The sequence below is a fragment of the Phycisphaeraceae bacterium genome, from assembly GCA_020639155.1.
Taxonomy (GTDB): Bacteria; Planctomycetota; Phycisphaerae; order Phycisphaerales; family UBA1924; genus JACKHF01.
In genome coordinates this window covers 1,818,303-1,839,628 of record JACKHF010000001.1, presented here as the reverse complement: position 1 = coordinate 1,839,628, position 21,326 = coordinate 1,818,303, and the positions used below count along the sequence as shown (strand labels likewise).

Here is a 21,326-nt window from a genome sequence, read left to right as displayed (position 1 = left end):
ACCGTGAGCAACGGATTCGATGCAGAAATCTTGCAGGACTTCCTGACCGAGTCGGGCGAACTGCTCGAGCAGCTTGAGGGTGATCTTGTTGTGCTTGAGAGTTCGCCGCAGGATCCAGATCTGCTCAACCAGATCTTCCGTGCATTGCACACGATCAAGGGCAGCGCCTCGTTTCTTGCGTTGACAAACCTTGTAGAGATTGCCCACTCTGCAGAAAGTGCTCTGAATGCAGCACGCAATGGACAGATCCTTGTCGACCAAGGCGCAATGGATCTGCTCCTTCAGGCGGTTGACATCCTGAAAGAACAGTTCGAGCAACTCACCAACGGGGAGCCGCTCACCAAGGCAAAGCAATCGCTGATCAACGGGCTCTCACGACTTGGGGAAGGAATTCAGGACGGTGCAACATCCGCCGCTTCCAATAGCTCATCCGAATCAGCACCAACTGCGCAAGCAGCATTGACCAGCACCAGCAACTGCCCCGATGTCAGGCCTGTCGAGCTCGACGGACCGCAAACAGACCTCTTCGAGTTCCTCATCGCTGATGTAAATGAGTCGATGGCGCAACTCAACAAAGAATACGAGATCGCACTGAATCCCGAAACTCGAGTGCAGGGCTGCGAGCAAATTGTTGAAACTTCCGAAGCACTGACCAAAGCACTGGAGTTCTTTGAGTTCGGAGCAATGTCGGGGTTGTCAACACTATTAAACCGAGCATGCAGCGCGATACCTGAGCTTCCGGACGACGTGCAAGCGAAGGTGCTGATCCGTGTTGTTGCGATGATGCAGGTCATGCAGAACCAGGCCGATGGGCTTGGGTCTGGCGAAATGCGCAACTGGTCGACACAGGAGTTCTCTGAACAGATCGAAGCACTCATCGATGGCGAAGGATTCGAAGGCACTGAACCAGGTGCAAACGCAGAAGCTCCCGAGGAGTTTCTTGAAGCCATCGGCATCAATCTCTCGGGTACTGGTGTTTCTACGTCAACAAAAGCTACTAATGAATCTCCCGAGCAGGCACCGCAGTCCACAAAGCAGGCTGTAGAGTCTCCCGCCGGATTTGGGACTTCCGCCTCAGACACCTCCGATGACACAGATGCAGCATCTGGATCAGTTGAATCAAAGTCCGGCGTAAGAGCTCCAGCGGCGGCGGTTGAACAGACGATTCGTGTCGATGTTTCCCGACTTGAAACACTGATGAATCTTGTTGGTGAACTCGTGTTGCAGAAGAACCGCATCTCCGCAATCTCACGACAGCTTGCATCCTCAATGGATGTGGAAACAGCAGAGATCATTGGCACAGCAGCCGATTCACTCGACCGCGTCACAGGCGACATCCAGAGTTCGGTTATGCGCACGCGCATGCAACCGCTCGACAAGATCTTCGGCAAGTATCCTCGCCTCATCCGTGATCTGTCGCGTAAGACAGGAAAGAACATCGATCTTGTGATTGAGGGTGGCGACACCGAAGTTGACAAATCAGTTATCGATAAACTTGCCGATCCACTCGTCCACCTGCTTCGGAACAGCGCAGACCATGGAGTTGAGATGCCCGAAGACCGCGTGGCGAACGGCAAATCCGACACCGGCACAATCAAACTGAAAGCTTCGCACGAGGGAAGCTATGTGCAGGTGCTCGTCGCGGATGATGGCAAGGGCCTGAATCGGGACAAACTACTAAAGAAGGCGTTTGAGCGCACTCTTGTGACACCCGAGCAAGCAGAAACAATGTCGGATAACGAGGTGTACCAGCTCATCTTCCATCCCGGATTCTCAACAGCAGAGCAGGTCAGCGACCTCTCCGGACGAGGCGTCGGAATGGATGTTGTGCGATCCAATATCGCAAAGATCAAGGGCACGATTGATCTGACATCAACACCCGGCAAGGGGACAGAACTGGCGATCAAGATCCCTCTCACGATTGCGATTATGCCCGCGATGATGGTTGCTGTGCAGCATGAGACGTACGCGATTCCCCTGGGAAATATCCTGGAGATTGTGCGTCCAACACCCGAGCAACTCTCGACCATCCGTGAGCATCCTGTCCTGAGGCTTCGCGACGAGATGCTGCCCCTGTTCAATGCAGAGGAGGTCTTTGGACTGCCCTCAAGCGACGCCCCCCCCCAATACGCGGTCGTTCTTGCGCTGGGAGACCGCCGTCTTGGTCTGATGGTCACGAAACCTATCGGGCAACAGGAAATCGTCATCAAGTCACTCGACGAAAACGCCAATACGGAGAATGGGTCAGTAAGTGGCGCAACGGTGCGCGACGATGGCGGCGTCAGCCTGATCGTTGACATCGCTGGACTGTTCAAGCTCGCATCAAGCGCTGTTGGTGCGGAGCAACTGGAACGCAAGGAGCAGGCCGCAACTGTCGCCGCCTGATCTGAGCAGAGAGTTTTTACCGCATTACCACACCGGGTGCCTGAAGCTGGAGTCATTATGGATCCGAGATACATTACACCGTTCATTAAAAGCATCCAGAACGTCTTCTCGACGATGCTGCAGCTTGAGGTCTCAATCAATGAGCCATCAGTGAATCAGTCTGGCAAGACACCGTTTGATGTTTCAGGCATCATCGGTATCTCAGGCGATGTCAAAGGCACCATCGTGCTTAGTTTCCCGAATGACACTGCACAACGTGTCGTTGCGCTGTTCACTGGCGAAGAGCTCACATCCGAATCGCCCGACTTTGCTGATGCGATCGGTGAGCTGGTGAACATGGTGTCCGGCGGCGCAAAGGCAATGTTTGATACAAAGCGCGCTTCGATATCAACACCCAGTGTCATCCTGGGTGGCGGTCACATTGTTGTCAGTCCGCGCAGCGATGTCCCGTGTATTAGCATCCCGTGCACAACAGATTGCGGCGATCTGACCATCGAGATCGCGTTCGAAGTCGCTGGAAGCGAGGCAGAAAAGAACGAGGCAGCAAACGCCGCTTGAGTAAAGGCGTTCACAAGGACACGAGTCTGAACTGACGATTTCATATGTATCGAAGGACAGGAACACAAAGCCATGAAAATCCTGCTAGTAGACGATTCAAAGACCATGCGCAACATCCAGAAGGCGGTGTTAGCACAGATCGGGTTCACCGAGATCGAGGAAGCGTGCGACGGACACGACGCGCTGAGCAAGGTCAACGCGTTCGGCCCCGAACTCATTCTTGTTGACTGGAATATGCCCAACATGGATGGCCTGACCTTCGTCAAGCACTATCGCCAGACCAACAAAACCACACCAATGATCATGGTCACGACAGAAGCGGAAAAGGCTCGTGTCATCGAAGCGATCAAGGCAGGTGTGAATAACTACGTGGTGAAGCCATTCACACCCGACCTGCTCAGCCAGCGAATCAAAGAAACACTGGCAAAGTGCGGCGTCAAAGCCTGAGAACACGTCTCCCACATTCGTTCCTGCCAACCAGATACGAGACTCGTGAGTGCAAGCTGTGGGCTTTCGTCCACAGCTTTTTCACTGCAATACCTGACGAAACCTCTCTGCCAAATCATAAACGACGCAGACACCGCAATGGTGGAACATGGATTGCGCCCATACACTGGGGGCTTTGCCGGCAGTCACTGACGACATGTTTGTTCCCCGAGGTGCTCAATGGACCGAGGCAACGAGATCCTCTGCCGCAACAATCCTGCAGTCCGTGCGTCCAATGTTCCAATGCGACGCGGAATGACAGCCTGCACCGGTCTAGCCTGCACTGGCAGCATCTTGCTTGGCACCCTCGTCGGGATGACGCAACCCGAAGTCCCATCGCCGTATCAACCCGACCCTCAGCCAACACAGCAACCACAACCTGTTACTTCCGATCCAACAATCCACGACGCCATCGGTTTAGAAATCATGGTGTATCTGGTGGGTGCCGAACAACCGATCAAGGGCGTTCTCGTCAGCACGACAAAGGACATGTTCAGTCTTCAGATCGGGACGCTGATACAGGAATACGAGATAAGCAAGATTGATCGATTCGACATTATCCCAAGTGTCGATGAACGCTATCGCACGATGCGAGCCCTCATCGCGAACGACGATATCGAACAACTGATCGCACTGTGGAACTGGGTGCTCAGAGAGGGACGCGAGGATCTTGCAATCCCGGATCTCCGCGCGGCTGCGCAACTCGCACCGAACGATGAACGTGTTGCAGACATGCTCCGCGGTGCTGAAGCACGCGCAAAGCTCCGTGAGAGCGCAGGCAAGGGAAAACATCACGAGACCCCCACTCCATCCGGGAATCTCCAACAAACCGAAAAGCCCGCATTTCCAGTGCTCTCAGATGACCAGATCAACCTGATCAAGGTCTACGAGATAGATCTGGCCGCGAACCCAAGGATTGAGATCGAAAAGGAAGTTATCGATCGAATGCTCTCGCAGTACGAGAACGAACCCGGCATGCCAACAACTGAGGAGGGCAGGGATCTCATCCGTCGGCAACCCGCAAAGCAGCAACTCGATCTGATGTTCCGACTGAAAGCACGCGAGTTGTACCCGTTCGTCGAGGTTCGCGACCACCCACCTCAGATCCTGCAGTTCCGCGACCGGGTCCACAGAACGTGGCTGGTCAACTCATGTGCATCTTCGTCATGCCACGGTGGCAACGCAGGCGGCAGGTTCAGGCTGAAAAACGACGAACCAAACCTCGAGGCAACGTACTACTCCAACCTCGTCATTCTCGATCGATTCAGACTGTCGGACGGCAAGCCACTTATCAACTACGAAAAACCTGCAGAATCACCGCTCCTCCAGCTTGGACTCGATCGGAGCAAGTCGCTGCGTCCGCATCCGCAGGTGCCCGGTGAAGCAGGCGTTGGCGATGCCTGGCGCCCGCTGTTCAGAAACCTGGATGACAGACGACTCCAGCAGGCGGTGCAATGGATTGAGGGCATGTACAAACCAAGACCAGACTATGGGATCGACTACACGCCGCCAACGCCATCTGAACCCCCAGCTCTTCCCGGCACGAATCCGGGTATTCGCTGAACGGTGATTGAGCGGGTTTTTCGTCGATTGGGTCCTGAAAACCGCGTTTCTGGAACCGACATTAGGGCAAGAACGGATCAGACCGTCCAGCGGGATTATGATGTATACCCGTGGGAATCATGCCTGTGGGCTTCCTGTCGGGAAGAGATCCATCATTATTCTGTATCCGCCCCTCAGTGCGGATGTGGCATCCACACTCTGTCCGATTACTGCTGCGAGCGCCCTCTCCATGAACACCATAGACCAAACGCCGTCACGTCATTCTCGCGTCGCCCGCGCGATCCTTGTTCGCAGCGCTGGACTGGTTGTGAGCGCGACCCTCATCGCGGGTCTTGTTGCCTGTGATCCAAAGGAGGATACAGCGGGCAACATCATCAAAGCTGCACAGCTCAAACTCAGCGAACTCGCACCGAGTTCTATAAACCCGTTGCTCACGCACGAAGAGCAGATCAGCCAGTTCTCAAGCGTTGCGCAAACGCTCCAGCAGGTGGCGAGTTCCGGCTCAACTGCCCAGAAGAACGCAGCAAACATCCTGATCGCCCGCGCACACCTCGCGGCTGGCGAGCCGCACGCGCAACAAGCAACCGAACTCGAGCGCCAGATGCTCGATATGGCGAGCGAGATTCGTGGGTACGCCGCAACATGGGAGCAGCAGAGCAGCCGCGCAGAAACACTGTCCTCATACGATCCGACAAAGGAACTCGCGACGATCGATACCGAACTGAAAGAGGCGATGCAGCGCACTGCAGACCGCAATGAGCGTCTTGCGGAACTGAAGTCCGAACTCCAGCAGGTGGAAGCTCAGGTCCAACTCGCGTTGCAACGGGCCAAGGATGAACGCCAGACAGAAGCCACACTGATCGGACAATCCAACCGCGCTTCCGGTCAGACCGCCCTCGATTACTTCGAGCAAGCAACAACACATCGCCGCAACGCAGACCTGCTTGAACAGCAGGCGGGCGGCCTTTCAGCAAAGGCGGAAGCACTCACACCGCAGGTTGATCAGATCGTGATCGAGATTGACTCCCTCGGCTCGTTGCGCGAGCAGTTGAACCAGGCAAAGGAAGCTGTCCGCAAACGCCAGGAATCTTCACGCTCACAAGCCGCTGAAGCCCGCGAACTCGCCAATGCTGCACAATCGCAGATAAAGTCGCTGGTTGGTCAGGTGCAGGCGATCCGCACTAGTGATCTCCCAAGCACAGTTGAGGCTGCCATCGAGAGTTATGAAGCCGGATTGCAAGCGGCAACCGCAGCCACATCCGACAAAAACCTTCGCACCGAAGCGACCATGATCAAGGGTCGAACTTCTCACGGCATCGGTAGTCTGTATCTCGCGCGCGAAGCAGCGCTCGAACCGCTCGAATCCCTCATGGTAAAGCTGAACGCGGTTCGCCCAGAACTTGATGACATCACAAACTACTCGCTGTACGCCCAGCAGATCGAGCAGAATCGCAACACCTACAAGCAGCAGGCGCTTACAGCTCTTGAGGAAGCATACTTGGCGTTTGGTTCTGTGACTGGAGGTCAGCAGTTCCAGGATAGCGTTGGCAAACTCCGCACGGATCTTGCGGGCTTTGCCTCTTCGTATTCGGGTGGTGCGCTGAATCTGTCATCACCCGACTTCAACACAAACGACACCGGTTCAGACGAAGGGGGCGAATACACCCCCGCAACGTCCGCTGCCAGTGCTGATCAGACAACCCCGCAGGGCACCATGGACATGCTGTTCAATGCCGCCCGCGCAAAGAACTTTACAGCCATTGGCACGATCATTCACACAGATGATCCTGCCATGCGCGACATGGTCTCAACAATCACATCTGCCGCAACTGCTGGGTTCGGACTCTCCGATGCATTGCAGCGAGAGTTCGGTGTGAACCTGATCGACGCTATCAAACAAGCGAGTGAGTCAGAAGCGGGTATGAGCAATCAATACCTCATGATGGCTGCAGGAGGGCTTGCCGCAATAAACTCCGGCGGGATGGGTGAAAGCAACCCTGCAGAGGAGTTCCAGACCATGCTCAGACTCACCTCAGCCGATCTTGAGTTTGACGAGCAGGGCGATTCGTGCTCAGTCTCTTACCCGGCAAAGCCCGACGAAAAGCCGATGATTCTGACAAACTTCGACGGCATGTGGTACCTCAATCTTGACACCATGATGGCAGCCGACGGAGAAAACGCCCAGCAGATCGAGCAGGGTCGCATGATGATGCAGATGGTCATGCCGTTCGTTCAGCCGGTCACAGACGCGCTCTCTACTGTGCAGTCAAATGTCGAGTCGGGAAGTTACGACTCGTCTGACGATGCCGTGCTTGGTCTGATCGCAGAACTCGAACCCATGCTGCAGAATCTCCAGTCGATGATGGGCGGCATGATGGGTGGCGGTGGCGGATTTGGCGGTGGCGAGTAATCGCTTCTACACTGCATGAAATGACCGAGCCCGCGCAGAATGCTCCGTTTCGCAGAAAACATCCACGCACAGGTCCCAACCTCGTCGATGTTCAGATGAATCTTGTCCTCGCGTCCGACCCAGTCGTCGGGCGCGTTTTCACAAATGAGCAATGCACCGCACGCACATCCGCCGCGGCATTCACACGCCATGTCGTTATTGATGTGTCGGGAACGCCACTCGCAGGAGTATGCACAGCCGGGCAGTCTTTCGGCGTTGTACCACCCGGCACCGATGAACGCGGCAGACCTCACAGCATGCGCCTGTACTCGCTCGCATCACCAACCGCCGGCGAAAATGCAAATCCAAATCTCATTGCGACAACGGTGAAACGCCTGATTGACGAGCATCACGATACCGGAAAACTGTTTCTTGGTGTGTGCTCAAACTTCCTGTGCGACACGCAACCAGGCGATGAGGTGCTTGTCTGCGGCCCATCCGGCAAGCGATTTGTGCTGCCAGCCAACCCAGGCGCGCACGATTACGTGTTCTTTGCGACCGGAACCGGAATCGCGCCGTTCCGTGCAATGCTGCATGACCTCCTCGCACAAAGCACCGGCTCACGTATCGTGCTCGTCGCTGGCGTGCCCTACGCAACTGATCTCATGTACCACGACACATTCGTTTCACTCGACAAGCAACACAGCAACTTCATGTACCTGCCAACTGTCAGCAGACACGCCCAGTTTGATGGTTCGCCATCCTGCTATGTGCAGGATCGACTCGTCACGCACAAAGATCTCCTCATTCCCATGCTCGAATCCTCACGGACGCTGATGTACGTTTGCGGCATTCTGGGCATGGAACTCGGATTATGCCGAACGATGCATCAGGTTCTGGCACCGGAAGTACTCGCCCCGTGGATGACGATCGATGGCTCTATCTCGCACGAGCCCGCCTCGTGGAATCAGAAGATGATGTATCGCCAGATCAAGCCCAGCGGGCGGGTTTTCATCGAGACGTACTAGCCGCAGAAAGCCGTATTTCGAGTTTACCAGCAACCCAAACGGGTTTCTTACGTATAGGCCTCACGCTCAATAGTGCCGGACAAGTTCCAGATCCCACGACCACAACAGCGCCGTAAGGGAGTGTGTTGAGAATTCTGATGATACGGTGCATTTTGCCCAATGCCGACGTACTATCGCCTCCTGCCGAGCATCCGGCAGGGCCCAGCGATCCCTGCTGATCGTTCCACGCGGGCACCCGCTCGCATATCGTGACTGTTCCTTTCGTCTCCACGTCCCCTGCAACTCTGGAGCTCACGCAGTGCAACGGCTGTTTTCTCCGCTTGAAGCTTCAATATTCTCACGCTGGACCGGTATCCGCAACCGGATTCGCGATGGCAGTGCTGCTCATGTGTGCAGAGTCATCGCATGTGCGCTTGCGCTGGCACTTCTCGCATTGAGCACAATGCCAGCACTTGGACAGGCCACAAAGCCAACTGCAAAGGACGTTGCAGATCTGGCTTCCGATCAACCTGCAATCGCGCGGCGTGCGTACAACAACATTCGTACCTACTTCCAGAATGAAGACCTTGGCGTGCTCGAACGCTCAGATACTGGTCGAGCACTCCTGCCCGAACTTCAGAAGCACGTCAGTCAAAGCGATCTGCATCTGACATCTGCGGTCCCCGCTATCTTTATCGCGGGCGATATCGCAACCGAAGAATCCATCACATTCCTCAACTCACTGCGCACGCACGAGCAGGTCTCGGTCAGATTTACAGCCATTACTGCACTCGGCAACACTCTGGGCTCGGCAAAGGGTGACGGCGCGCCAGCGATTGGTGAACGCCAGATGCTGCAGGTCGTCGACTGGCTTGGAGATTCGGTCGAGAAGGACACCTCAGCAAATGCTCTGCGTGCTGCACTCGAAGCGCTCTACAAAGGCAACGAGGTTGATCTTGGCGGATTCGAGCGCATTCCAGGCGCTGCACTCTCAAAGCTTGCCACTTCTGCATCTGTCAGGCTCCAGCAACTCGCTGGCAACGGACCAGATGATCTTTCTATTGTCGAATCGTGTGTCTCTGTCGGACAGCGCCTTCGTAACCTCATGTTGACCAACCGCGAACTCCCGGAATCCACGATCAAGGAGTTTGCTGGTCTTGGAGGTGACATTCTGTCCGCGCTCGATCGGATGGTTCGTGTCAAGGCATTTCCCATGACAACGTCACCCATCCGGGACAGGGCAAACGCTGCTGCCACGCTCGGTGTGAATCTGATCTTTGTTGCCCACAATGCAATTGGGAGAGGTGGACCGCTCCAGCAGCCCGACCTTGGAGCGGAAGTCGTGAAGGGCACGTCTCAGGGCGACACTGCGTTTGACCGTAGTTTCCGCGAACTTGTGACGAACGTACTTTCAAATCCGCGAGAACCATTCCAGTTCCGCAGCGAACGCTTCCTTCGCTAAAAAAACAGAACCCTATCACACGCGTTTGACAGCTGCTTAGGTGCAACTCATGGTGGCATGATGGCCCTACGATTGTCGTATGGTCAAGATCGCTGTCCCATTCCTATTGCTGCTCGCAGTGCTTGGTGTAATGGTCGTCACGGACAAACCATCACCCAAGGCCGACTTCACATTCATCAATCGCGGCGACGTCACCACACTCGACTTCCAGAAGATGAGTTGGATGCAGGATCTCCGCGTTGCGCGCATGATCGGCGAGGGGCTTGTCCGCCACGACACGTTCACGTGGGAATACCACATCGTGCCCGGCGTTGCATCGTCTTGGGAGATCTCGCCAGACCAGCTCACCTACACATTCCATCTTCGCGACAACGCGAAATGGTCCAACGGCACACCGGTCACAGCACACGACTTTGTGTACTCATGGCGTCGCGCCCTGCTCCCCGATACCGCTGCCGATTACACCGGGCTCTTCCAGGTCATTGTCGGTGCGGAGGATTTCTTCGAGTGGCGCAGCCGAGCACTCGACGGGTTCCAGGCAAAGACAGTCGAGTCCATCGATGCACTTGATGATCTAGCAACGACAGATGCGCCAGATGCAGCAAAGGCGATTGCCAGCGGAATCTGGCTGCACATTGAGCAGCGCGGTCTCATCGGCGAGAGCGTGCAAGGCGAGCAGATCGTCACACTTCGCAAGGAACTCGATGCACTCACAGAGGACTTCGATCTGGTTTCAAAGGACGGCCCCACAACGGAAGCGCCGAACCGCACCGCATCACGCATCGCAACAGAAATACACGAGCGACTCACATCCTCACAAGCATTGCTTGCTCCTGTCAAATCCGCCATCGCGGGCAATCCCTACGACGCACACAAGCTCTGGACATGGACAGAACAGCAGTTTCACGATATGGTGCAGTTGCACGCAACCGATGATCACACGCTCACATTCACGCTGAGCGAACCAACGCCCTACTTCCTTGATCTGTGCGCGTTCGCTGTCTTCTTTCCCGTGTATCCGCCGCTCGTGCAGCGATATGAATCTGTTGTCGAATCAACCGGCATGCTCAAGAGTGAGTCCGGCTGGACAAAGCCGCCATACCTGATCACTAACGGCCCGATGAAACTCACGACGTGGCGATTCAAGCGGGACATGTTCTTCGAACGCAACGAGCATTACTGGGATCAGGACCTGCTCAACGTCGACACGATGAAGATCGTCTCCGTTGATGATGGCAACGCGCAGGTGCTCGCATTTGAAACAGGCTCTGTCGATTGGGTGAGCGATGTCGGTCCTACCTATAAGGCTGACATGCTCGCACGCAAGATGCAGTTCTACAAGGAGCATCAGGCTGAGTACGACGCGCTCCTGGCCGCCGGGTACGACCAGTTCGAGATCGACCGCAGACTCCCGGACGACGATCGCAAGAACATCCACGCAATCCCAGCGTTTGGGACGTACTGGTACAACTTCAACTGCTTGCCCAAGATGCAGGATGGTCGCGACAACCCGTTTGTTGATCCGCGTGTGCGCAGAGCGTTCGCTATGTGCATCGACAAGAAGGAAATCACTGAGCGCGTCAATCGCATCGGTCAGCCCGTTGCGCGCACAATTATCCCGCCGAACTCGATCGGTGGGTACACCTCGCCCAAGGGGCTCAAGTGCATCTCGGACGCAACGAATCAGGATGAGCGCAACGCGATCATCGCAGAAGCAAGGGCCTTGCTCGCTGAAGCAGGCTATCCGGATCCGTCGCAGTTCCCAACAGTCGAGATCCTGTTCAACAAGGACGGTGGACACGGAGTTATCGCAGAAGCTGTCCAGAGACACTGGATCGAAAACCTCGGCGTGCCCGTCATACTCCAGCTCAAAGAGATCAAGATCTTCCGCGACGATCTGAAGAAGCAGAACTTCATGGTCTCACGCGCCGGCTGGTACGGCGATTACGGCGATCCAACGACATTCCTTGATCTGTCCCGCTCAACCGACGGCAACAACGATCGCAAGTACAACAACCCACACTTTGATGGCCTGCTCGATCAGGCACGCAAGGAAACCGACCCGGAAAAACGCATGGAGATTCTGGAAGAGTGCGAACGCATCATCATGGAAGACGATCTGCCAATGGTGCCCCTGTTCCATTACATCACACTCTACCTGTTTGATGCGGACGAGATGTCCGGGTTGAACCCGCATCCCCGCACAGAGCAGAACCTGTTCATGATCGACATGTTGAAGGACGGCAAAGGGCCAGATGTGCCTTCAACGATGCCACTGAAACCCGTGACAACGGAAGGAGGCGAGCTGTGATTGGACTGATCGTTCGCCGACTCATCCAGATGCCGATCATCCTGCTTGTGATCTACACATTCACACTCACGCTTGCATGGGCGATTCCCGGCAACCCGCTCGAAAACCCCGAGGGTCGTCGACCAAAGCCCGAAGTTGAAGAGGCGATGAAAGCCCAGTACAACCTCGACAGCTTTCCAAAGTTCTATTTCTCCTACCTCTACAACCTGACAGGTCTGAAGTACGGCATTGAAAAAGTCGACGGCACTATTGCGAAGGAGAATAAAGCCGCTGAGGAAGCCGGACTTGAGCCGCGCCCGCGATACATCTTCGACATGGGGCCAGCCCTCTTCTACGAGGACTGGCGTGTGAACGAGGTCATCTCGGACAGTCTGCCCGTGTCGATCACGCTCGGCACGCTCGCCATCCTTATAGCACTTGTCATCGGACTTGTTGCGGGCGTTGTTGGCGCGATCAAGCCGAACTCGTTCGCTGATATCTCCACGCTTGTTGTCGCATTGGTTGGTATCAGCCTTCCCAGCTTTGTCATTGGCACGCTATTGCTGCTGGTCTTTGGTGTCTGGATGACGGTGCTTCCAGTGGGCGGCTGGGGCAGTCTGCCAAAGACCATCCTGCCCGCTGTCACGCTCTCGCTCCCGTTCGCAGCATACATCGCCAGACTCACGCGCATGGGCATGCTGGATGTGCTCGGCGCAGACTACATCCGCACCGCACGCGCCAAGGGCGTTGCCGAATCGCGCGTTCTCATCAAGCACGCACTCAAGAATGCGTTCCTTCCCGTGCTGTCGTATCTCGGCCCCGCGTCTGCACTCGCGATGACGGGCTCCTTCGTTGTCGAGCGCGTCTTCTCTGTCCCGGGCATGGGCCAGCACTTTGTCAATGGCGTACAGAACAAGGACCTGTCCTTGATCATCGGCGTGGTGCTGATCTTCGCAACGATGCTGATCCTGTTTAATCTCGCGGTGGATGTGCTGTACCGCTGGATCGATCCGCGGATCGCGTAATCCATCACAACGTTAGACACCAATCCAGCCTGGATTGAAGATGGTTGACAAGACAAAGGCGAAGATCGGCGAAAGTACTGCTGCCAATACCATCAGAATGATCGACACAATGTTGTTCTTCAGGAACACAACAAAGAAACCCGCTATCACAGCAGGTCCAAAGGCAGCGATGGGAAACGTCAGCCGAAATGGCAAGCCAGCCCATTCGTGCCCAAAGTAGCTGATCCCAAAGAGCCACGGCACCGTTGGCAGAAAGATCAGGACACTGCGAAGAATCATTGTTCTCTCGAAGTGAGGGAACATCGGCAGGGCAACTGTGCCCACACGTGTGCCACATTCAGGACACACCTTCCCCGGAAGATTGTCAAGTGAGTATCCGCACATCACGCATCTGCCCGATCTGTGTCGACGCAGTTGAACAAGCCCGCCACCAGACCATGCAAAGAACCAGAGGTGCTTGCACTTCATGGTTGCTATAAGCAGAAAAACGACAGCGGCGGTATTCACTGATGTTCCAAGGACTGAGAGATGTGTTTCGTCCATGTCAAGATCACGGATCGCTTGGACAGCAAGCTGATCTTCCTGTAAGTTGATTGGATTCGTCTCCATTTCGACCAGAATACTCGCCACTGCAGCACGCCTCAACTCCTTGCTCGGTTGATCAAGAATCTCAGGAAAAACCACACTCGTCAGAAACCAGAGACCTCGCACATGTCTATAACGCCAAACAGCAAGGAGACAGCGATGAGGAAATTTTACGACTCGCTCGTGAATAAACACCCACTCCAGATCTGCTTCGAGTGGCACGTCCTCAATCGCAGAAAAAGAATACCAGTTCCATTGACTATCGACATATACACCATATCGAACGGGTTCATCAATTGTAATACAACGCAATATCGGTACCCTGTCTCCTGTAAGCCGATCCACGTTGGCACATAGACTGGAGTAATGGCGGAGCATCGGCCAGTTGGCGCGCACATAAAAAGCGACGATGAGCCCGCAAGTAACCAAAGTCCAAAAATAGATGTGGGACGCGATGACCCTTCGCATGACCGTCTTTGTCGTCTTCAACCCTCGGTCAGGTTCAGCTACCAGATTTCCCACCCGGATTCTCCAGCGGTGTCGCTTCAGGAGGAGTTGCTGACGGCGTTTCTTCCTCTGGCGGATCATCACTGATGCTCAGGAATGGAATCGTGCTGTCGATATTCGCGATCGTCTTGCGCAGCGAAGCGAGGTGCTCATCAAGGTGTTTCAACGATGTCGCCTGCATATCCGTCAGGATCTGATTCGTTTTGTCGACCTGATCCATCTTGCCATTGACCTCGTCGAGTTGCACCTGAACACGAGCAAGTGTCTCACTCACCTGCGTCAGCGTTTCGTTGGTTTTGCGCATCTCGTCGCGGATCTCCCACACGATGCATCCCGGCATTGTCAGGAGAAACCCGGAAACCATCGCAAGGGCACACGTTGCCTGTTTGATATTCATCCCCCATCGTATTGCAAAAAGAACCAATGTGGCGAAAGAAAAAACCACCCCGCTAAGGATGGTTTTTTCATGAACACGAGGGGGATATGTCGGTGGCAGCGGCTGAGTTAAAACTCACTTGTGCGATGCGCGAGGGGGTCAGCAACATTCGCACACCAGTCTGCACTCCCATCCCTCCTCCTATGAGGTCAACGGAAAAAGCCCGATCGCGGTTTGTCGCGATCCTGAGGGGAGGGCACGCCGTGAGCTTTCGCCCAAAGCATGCGGTATTTGATATGTGAGAGGGGTGCCTCTCAATCTCCTTGTGCAAGTTCCGCATCTCTGCAGGGCTTTGCGACACCTGTTGTACCAGAACACCGGAGATTCGTCAAGCAGAACCGTCAGTTTGTGGATTTCTCGTGTATGAAGATCCTGTTCAACCTGCCAATAACCACCCTTCAGACCCGCCAGCACTGGTCCTATGCTCCGGGCTCATGGTTTCCCGGACCCTCGCAAAGTCAACGAACCAGACGCTCCTCGTGGCGATGGTGGCCCTTTTGGGTATCACACTGATCTATCCCATCCTGCTGACGATCCGTGGCGGCTTCGTTGCGGATGTTGCGACAGGAAGAGGTTGGTCATTGGAACCACTCTCGCTCCTGTTCCGCGACCCAACGCGCGTGGCGGGGCTGCTGAACGCTGCGAAGGTGGCCATCACGACAACGTTCATCTCGATTCTGATAGGGCTCCCACTTGCGGTGTTGAGTGTGCGCTACACATTCCCCGGCAAGAAGCTGTTGCAAGCTGGTATTCTCATTCCGCTTATCCTGCCGCCGTTCGTTGGTGCAATCGGATTGCAGATGATCATTGGGCGCACAGGTTCACTCAACACACTGCTTGGCACAGACTGGGATATCCTCGGCAGCGCTCGCTTCTGGGGCGTGGTCATCGTTGAGGCCCTCCACCTCTATCCGATCATCTATCTCAACGCGACAGCTGCGCTTGCGAACATTGACCCCGCGATGGAAGAAGCAGCAGAGAGCCTCGGTGCAAGTCCATGGCAGCGACTCCGCACGATCACGCTCCCACTCATCCGATCCGGCATCTTCGCCGGCGCAACCATCGTGCTTATCTGGTCGTTTACAGAACTCGGCACACCACTGGTGTTTGAGTATCGCGTCATCACACCCGTGCAGATCTTCGATGGTCTAAAGCAGGTGGAAAACTCCGCCGAACCATACGCACTCACATTCGTTCTGCTCGCGTGCGCTGTAGGCATGTACCTTGTCGGCAAGCTCATGTTCGGCGGACGCGGATACGAGATGCAGTCCAAAGCCTCTCGCGCAAGCACCGAAACCGCACTCTCACCCACGGGCGGCATTGTCGCGACGTGCGTGTTCGCGTTTGTCACCTTCATCGCGCTCGTACCGCACCTTGGCGTGATTCTGACCAGCATCTCAGAGCCATGGGCATGGTACAGGTCTGTCCTGCCGAAAGACTTTACCAGTCAGCACTACCAGACTGCGCTCTCAGATCCACTCGCGTTCGGATCGATCATCAATAGTCTGACGTACTCATCGCTCGCGGTGGTGCTGAATCTTGGTCTTGGCTTGCTTGCAGGTTATCTGATCGCGCGCACAAAGGTGCGCGGGCGAAACCTGCTCGATGCGATGTGCATGCTCCCGCTCGCAGTACCGGGGCTTGTCATGGCGTTCGGCTACATCGCAGCAACACTTCGCTGGCCGTTCGGCGATGGCCCGCTCGGATCCATCGTCTCTGTCTTTGGCAACGAGCCGAACCCGCTGCCCATTCTTGTCATCGCATACGCAGTGCGCAGACTGCCGTACATCGTGCGCTCGACGGTGTCCGGTCTTGAGCAGACCTCGGTGTCACTTGAAGAGGCTGCGATCAATCTCGGCGCGACGAAGGTCGGCGCGTTCAGACGGATCGTCATCCCGCTCATCATGGCGAATCTCATCGCGGGCTCGCTCCTCGTGTTCAGTTTTTCGATGCTGGAGGTCTCGGACTCGCTCCTGCTCGCCCAGAAGGAGTCAGACTATCCTGTCACCAAGGCGATCTACACATTCGCCAACAGGCTCGCAGACGGGCAGTTTGTCGCGTCAGCAATGGGTGTATGGGGCATGATCCTATTGACAGTCACGCTGGTGGGTGCGTCGCTCCTCATCGGGAAGAAACTTGGTGCCACATTCCGCGTGTAGCAACGCGGAAAACCACCCCATTCTGCATGCAAGTCCAAGCCCATGCTGGGCGATCACCGGGTACGCTCCCTAGGATTGGTGACACTCCTGCCCGGGACAACACTCGTTCTCCTCCGGCTTATTTTTCAACATTGAGGTTTTGATGACCGCTCGTCCGTTGTTTGATTCCGATACATCCGAACATTCAGGCACATCTCCAGCATCGGAAAACGATGCGCCAAAGACAAAGCGCAGGCGTCGTCGCCGCAGCAAAAAGTCCAGCGGTGGACAGTCCGGCTCATCGCAGAACGAACATCTACACCAACCACCACCTGCGAAGGAAGTCGCAAAGCTCGAAGACCTTCCTGTCGAAGTGTTTGATGTCGAGCAGACATTCAGTGACATCGGTCTGCGCGATTCTGTTGTTGAGGGATGCACGCACGCAGGCTTTGCGTGCCCAACGCATATCCAGGCGCAGCTCATCCCCATGATTCTCTCGGGAACCGACGTCATCGGTCAGGCAAAGACCGGCACGGGCAAGACAGCCGCGTTCGGCCTGCCCATGCTCCACTTATGCGAGCGTGAGCCTGAGTTTCAAGCACTCATTCTTGCACCAACGCGCGAGCTCGCACTCCAGATTGCGACCGAGATCAACGACCTCGGCATGCACACACCAATTAAAGCTGTGCCGATCTATGGCGGCGCGCGCATTGGCGGACAGGCCGATCGTCTGAAACGCAAGCCACAGATCGTCGTCGGCACACCGGGACGCATCAAGGATATGGTCGATCGTGGGCTATTGCACTTTGATAATGTGCGCTACATGATCCTCGACGAGGTCGATCGCATGCTCGACATCGGATTCCGCGAGGACATCCGCAAGATTCTGAAGATGTGCCCGTCTGCAACACCCGATGAGAACGGAAATCGCAGGCAGACAATCTTTGTTTCCGCCACACTTTCGCCAGAAATCGAAAAGCTCGCAAAGTCATTCATGCACGAACCGAAGATGCTGCACGTGCAGGCAGATTCGCTCACGGTGCAGGTTGTCAAGCAGCACCATCTTCTGGTCGAGCCGTGGGACAAACGCCGCATGCTGCGCCATCTGCTCACGCACGAAGAGCCCGCAATGACGCTCGTCTTCTGCAAGCTCAAGCGCAAGGTCGATGAACTTGTCAAGTATCTGAAAGAGAAGGACATTGCTGCAGAAGCGCTCCACGGCGACATGAGCCAGTCACGACGTGAAACGATCATGCACAAGCTCCGCCGAGGCTCACTCGGCGTACTGGTCGCGTCGGATCTTGTCTCGCGCGGGATTGATGTCGAGGGTATCACCCACGTCGTGAACTTCGACCTGCCCGAGGACATTGAGCTTTACGTACATCGCATCGGCCGCACAGCGCGCGCCGGGCGCGACGGCGTTGCGTGGACGTTTGTTACGCCCGAAGAGGGTGAGCATCTGACCGAGATCGAAAAACTCATTAATGCTGAGATACCGCGTCTGGAATACCCCGACTTCCAACCCGGCCCAATGCCGGACGTGGTTGCGCGTGAGCGCGCAGCGGAAGAAGCAAAGAAGGAACAGGCAAAGGCGAAGAGTAGACTTGCTGAAAATGAGCTTCCGAGCAAGGATGCAGCCGATCCATCAAAGTTCCCGGGTGGTGTTGTACCAACAAAGATGCCCGGCAGGATGATGCGAGGCAAGATTCGTGGGCGACGTTAAGCCGTGACGTCAGTTACAGAAACCGCGTCCAAGGCATCATCGGGAACGTACTGATCCGGCACCATGCCGCTCGGCAGATCCTTTAGTTTGAACAGCCGCTGCAAGCGTGCCTCGGTCATGTTCTGCTCATACCGATATCGCCACGGCTTCGTCGGATAACCGCACAACTTCATGTACGATCGTACCTCCGAGTCATCATGGTACATGCGTACCGCGTGATCGGGCAGGTGCCAGTGCTTTTCCGATACCGGCGCAGCCGAGGATTGCTCCGACTGCTCCTTCGAGTTGGCATGGTAGTTTGATCGCGTATATCCCGCAGCTGCGCGCACATGCTCTTCTGTAAAATCAAGTCCCCAGTGCGTGAGGATCGATCGGAAGTAGGCGGCTCGATCCTTGCGCATCGTTTCAAAGACCATGCGTTCCGGTTGTCGTATCCAGATACGTGCAAAGTCACGGAAACGCTCGATCTCAAAGTTTGGTCGCAGATCACGTGTCCAGCCTCGTGCAATCAGACTGTTCACACGAGGCAATGGATTGCGCATCAACCAGATCGCGCGATGTTCGGGGAACGCCCTGCGAAACTCGTCGGGCGACGGTCGCAGATGCGGATGCTTCGATATCACAACGCCCGTTCCGGTATCCAGCATCGCAAACAACTCGTTCGCAATTGAGACAACGTTCGGTGTAAGCCTGCATCCGCTCGACATGTACTCAGCGCACAGTTGTCGCTGGAGCTGTGGATAGTTGTACGGCTCTCCAGTGCGATCCCACGGACCAAGAACTTCGTCAGCAATTGCATGATTCCACGGCGCAGCGCATGCATAGGCCGTCACACTGGTGCCCGAGCGCGGCAGAGAAAATATCCATACAACGTGCGTCACTACAGCTCTTCCAGTGCCTTATGGTAAGTTTTCATTACGTCGGACCGCTGGATCATGCCAACCGGCGCACGAGTCTTTGGATCAACAAGACACAGGCTCGCAGTATCCTGCTTTGCAAACTTATCCATCACCGTATCGAGCATCTCATTGGGGTCGAGTGTCGGCATTGTTTCCCGCAACAACTCCGCAACAAGCAGCAACGGGATTGCCTCGCGATCGATCAGCGCGGTTCGAATGTCTGCGCCAGTCACCATTCCCATGTAGGTGTGCGGCGACGTTTCATTCTGTGATCGTTCGACAATAACAAAGTCCGGCACATTGTGATGCGCGTGAAGTGTAATGAGCTTTGACAAGGGATCTGATGCGAAGATCGGTTCACGTGGGAGCGGGGTTATCTTCACAGATGAGAGTGGCACACGACGAAGTACGGAGAGATCACGGCCAGAACCGATCATGACTCCGGCCTGGCGCAGTTTGGCGGTGTAAATGCTGTCACGCATCAACACCTGCGCGACTGCCGTCGCGATTGTCGCAGCGATCATGATCGGGAGCAGCACATACGGTTCCCGTGTCAGTTCAAAGAGAATCAAAATCGCAGTCATCGGTGCAAAGGTTGTCCCTGCAACCACTGCAGCCATACCCACAAGTGCGTATGACGCGGGAGTTGAGTTCCCAAGCAGACCAATCTTGCCAAGAAGAACTCCAAATGCAGCGCCTGCTGTTGCGCCCATAAACAGGCTCGGTGCAAAGACACCACCCGAGCCGCCTGATCCAAGCGTACACACAGTCCCCACCGCCTTGAACACGCACAATGCAGCAGTTACCCAGAAGACCGCACGTAGTCCCTCGACATGCGATACTGCATCCTTGCCATAGAACTGAGGCGAGATCAGATCACGGATGGTCTCGTATCCGTTGCCGAAGAACGCAGGAAATGCTGCTTGCGAGCCGTGATAGGATCCTGTCAAGTAAATAAACAGGACGCCGATAATGCCGAGCATCGCACCGCCAACTGCTGGCTTTGCAATCGGGTGGAGCTTGAATCGATCGAACATGTGCTCACAGAAGTGCAGAAAGTGTGTGAATCCAACGGCAAGCACCGCACACAACCCACCAAGCACAATGTAGCTGGGTAGTTCAGCAATTGTGAATACATACCCTTCAAGCTGCGCGCTGAAGATCGCTTCGTTCTCACCAAGCACAGCCTGAGTTGTTGCTGCTGCAAACACAGACGCAACAACGATCGGCGTAAACGTCTTGAGCGAGAAATCACGCAGGATAATTTCGATTGCAAAGAACACGCCCGCAATCGGGGCATTAAAGACAGATGCGATACCAGCAGCAGCGCCGCACCCGACCAGTGTCGGAACATACTGCGCCGCAACACCAAGCCACTTTGCGATCACCGACCCAATCGTTGAGCCAATCTGCACAATTGGACCTTCAACACCTGCCGAGCCACCCGAGCCAACTGTAGAGATCGAAGCAAGTGTCTTCACAATACCTGTGCGAAGCGGAATCGCACCTTTCTTGCGAATGATCGCATCCATCACTTGCGGCACACCGTGGCCTTTGGCAGCTGATGCAAAGTAATGCACGAGTAAACCAGTTACAAGTCCACCAGCTACAGGAATGACCGGAAGCAGCCAGATCGGAAGGTTCATTTCCTGCACATTGGACATCTGATGTCCGAGCCATTCGACAGCATCATGGAAAAAGACCGCTCCAAGCGCTGTCAGGGTGCCTAGCGCAGCGCCGATCACCAACAGATACCAGTCCTGCTCAAAGCCCAGCCGACTCGACCATGAGCGGAAGGAGCTGAGAAACTTGCGCGCGATCACCATGTGATCTGAGTGTATCGGCACGATACAGCACAGTCATCGAAAGACAA

The 21,326-nt window shown here is 55.4% G+C and carries 15 protein-coding genes; 11 read left to right on the top strand and 4 right to left on the bottom strand.

Annotated elements, in window-relative coordinates; genetic code table 11:
- Window positions 1–3: 3 nt before the first annotated feature.
- From H6815_07765 to H6815_07725, 9 genes are all read left to right on the top strand, one after another.
- Window positions 4–2,385: a chemotaxis protein CheA gene (locus tag H6815_07765; protein MCB9860338.1), complete on the top strand. Its 2,382-nt coding sequence runs from the start codon at window positions 4–6 to the stop codon at window positions 2,383–2,385.
- A 57-nt stretch (window positions 2,386–2,442) separates the two neighbouring features.
- Complete coding sequence (locus H6815_07760; protein ID MCB9860337.1) at window positions 2,443–2,943, top strand: chemotaxis protein CheX; 501 nt, start codon at window positions 2,443–2,445, stop codon at window positions 2,941–2,943.
- 72 nt (window positions 2,944–3,015) lie between these two features.
- A complete protein-coding gene (locus H6815_07755) occupies window positions 3,016–3,390 on the top strand; it encodes a response regulator (protein ID MCB9860336.1) in 375 nt (124 codons plus the stop codon).
- Between the two features lie 219 nt (window positions 3,391–3,609).
- Window positions 3,610–4,992, top strand: a complete 1,383-nt coding sequence (locus tag H6815_07750; protein MCB9860335.1) for a hypothetical protein — start codon at window positions 3,610–3,612, stop codon at window positions 4,990–4,992.
- A 184-nt stretch (window positions 4,993–5,176) separates the two neighbouring features.
- Window positions 5,177–7,402, top strand: a complete 2,226-nt coding sequence (locus H6815_07745) for a hypothetical protein (GenBank protein ID MCB9860334.1) — start codon at window positions 5,177–5,179, stop codon at window positions 7,400–7,402.
- 20 nt (window positions 7,403–7,422) lie between these two features.
- On the top strand, window positions 7,423–8,409 hold the full coding sequence (locus H6815_07740; protein ID MCB9860333.1) for a hypothetical protein: 987 nt from the start codon (window positions 7,423–7,425) through the stop codon (window positions 8,407–8,409).
- Between the two features lie 298 nt (window positions 8,410–8,707).
- The gene (locus tag H6815_07735) at window positions 8,708–9,850 is read left to right on the top strand and encodes a hypothetical protein (GenBank protein ID MCB9860332.1); all 1,143 of its coding nucleotides are present in this window, start codon (window positions 8,708–8,710) and stop codon (window positions 9,848–9,850) included.
- A 79-nt stretch (window positions 9,851–9,929) separates the two neighbouring features.
- Window positions 9,930–12,161: a peptide ABC transporter substrate-binding protein gene (locus H6815_07730; protein MCB9860331.1), complete on the top strand. Its 2,232-nt coding sequence runs from the start codon at window positions 9,930–9,932 to the stop codon at window positions 12,159–12,161.
- Window positions 12,158–13,165 (top strand): ABC transporter permease, encoded by a 1,008-nt coding sequence (locus H6815_07725; protein MCB9860330.1) that lies wholly within the window; start codon window positions 12,158–12,160, stop codon window positions 13,163–13,165. Before H6815_07730 ends, H6815_07725 begins: the two co-directional genes overlap by 4 nt.
- Window positions 13,166–13,177: 12 nt before the next feature.
- On the opposite strand, the gene H6815_07720 is transcribed toward H6815_07725, so the two are convergent.
- Window positions 13,178–13,876, bottom strand: coding sequence for a hypothetical protein (locus H6815_07720; GenBank protein MCB9860329.1), 699 nt, complete (start codon window positions 13,874–13,876; stop codon window positions 13,178–13,180).
- A gap of 376 nt (window positions 13,877–14,252) precedes the next feature.
- Window positions 14,253–14,654, bottom strand: a complete 402-nt coding sequence (locus tag H6815_07715) for a hypothetical protein (GenBank protein ID MCB9860328.1) — start codon at window positions 14,652–14,654, stop codon at window positions 14,253–14,255.
- Window positions 14,655–15,178: 524 nt separating this feature from the next.
- Between H6815_07715 and H6815_07710 the strand changes: the two genes are divergently transcribed.
- Both H6815_07710 and H6815_07705 read left to right on the top strand, forming a co-directional pair.
- A complete protein-coding gene (locus tag H6815_07710) occupies window positions 15,179–16,852 on the top strand; it encodes an iron ABC transporter permease (protein ID MCB9860327.1) in 1,674 nt (557 codons plus the stop codon).
- A gap of 142 nt (window positions 16,853–16,994) precedes the next feature.
- Complete coding sequence (locus H6815_07705; GenBank protein MCB9860326.1) at window positions 16,995–18,554, top strand: DEAD/DEAH box helicase; 1,560 nt, start codon at window positions 16,995–16,997, stop codon at window positions 18,552–18,554.
- On the opposite strand, the gene H6815_07700 is transcribed toward H6815_07705, so the two are convergent.
- Window positions 18,551–19,435: a hypothetical protein gene (locus tag H6815_07700; protein ID MCB9860325.1), complete on the bottom strand. Its 885-nt coding sequence runs from the start codon at window positions 19,433–19,435 to the stop codon at window positions 18,551–18,553. The genes H6815_07705 and H6815_07700 overlap by 4 nt on opposite strands.
- Window positions 19,435–21,300, bottom strand: a complete 1,866-nt coding sequence (locus H6815_07695; GenBank protein ID MCB9860324.1) for a chloride channel protein — start codon at window positions 21,298–21,300, stop codon at window positions 19,435–19,437. Before H6815_07695 ends, H6815_07700 begins: the two co-directional genes overlap by 1 nt.
- Window positions 21,301–21,326: the final 26 nt, after the last annotated feature.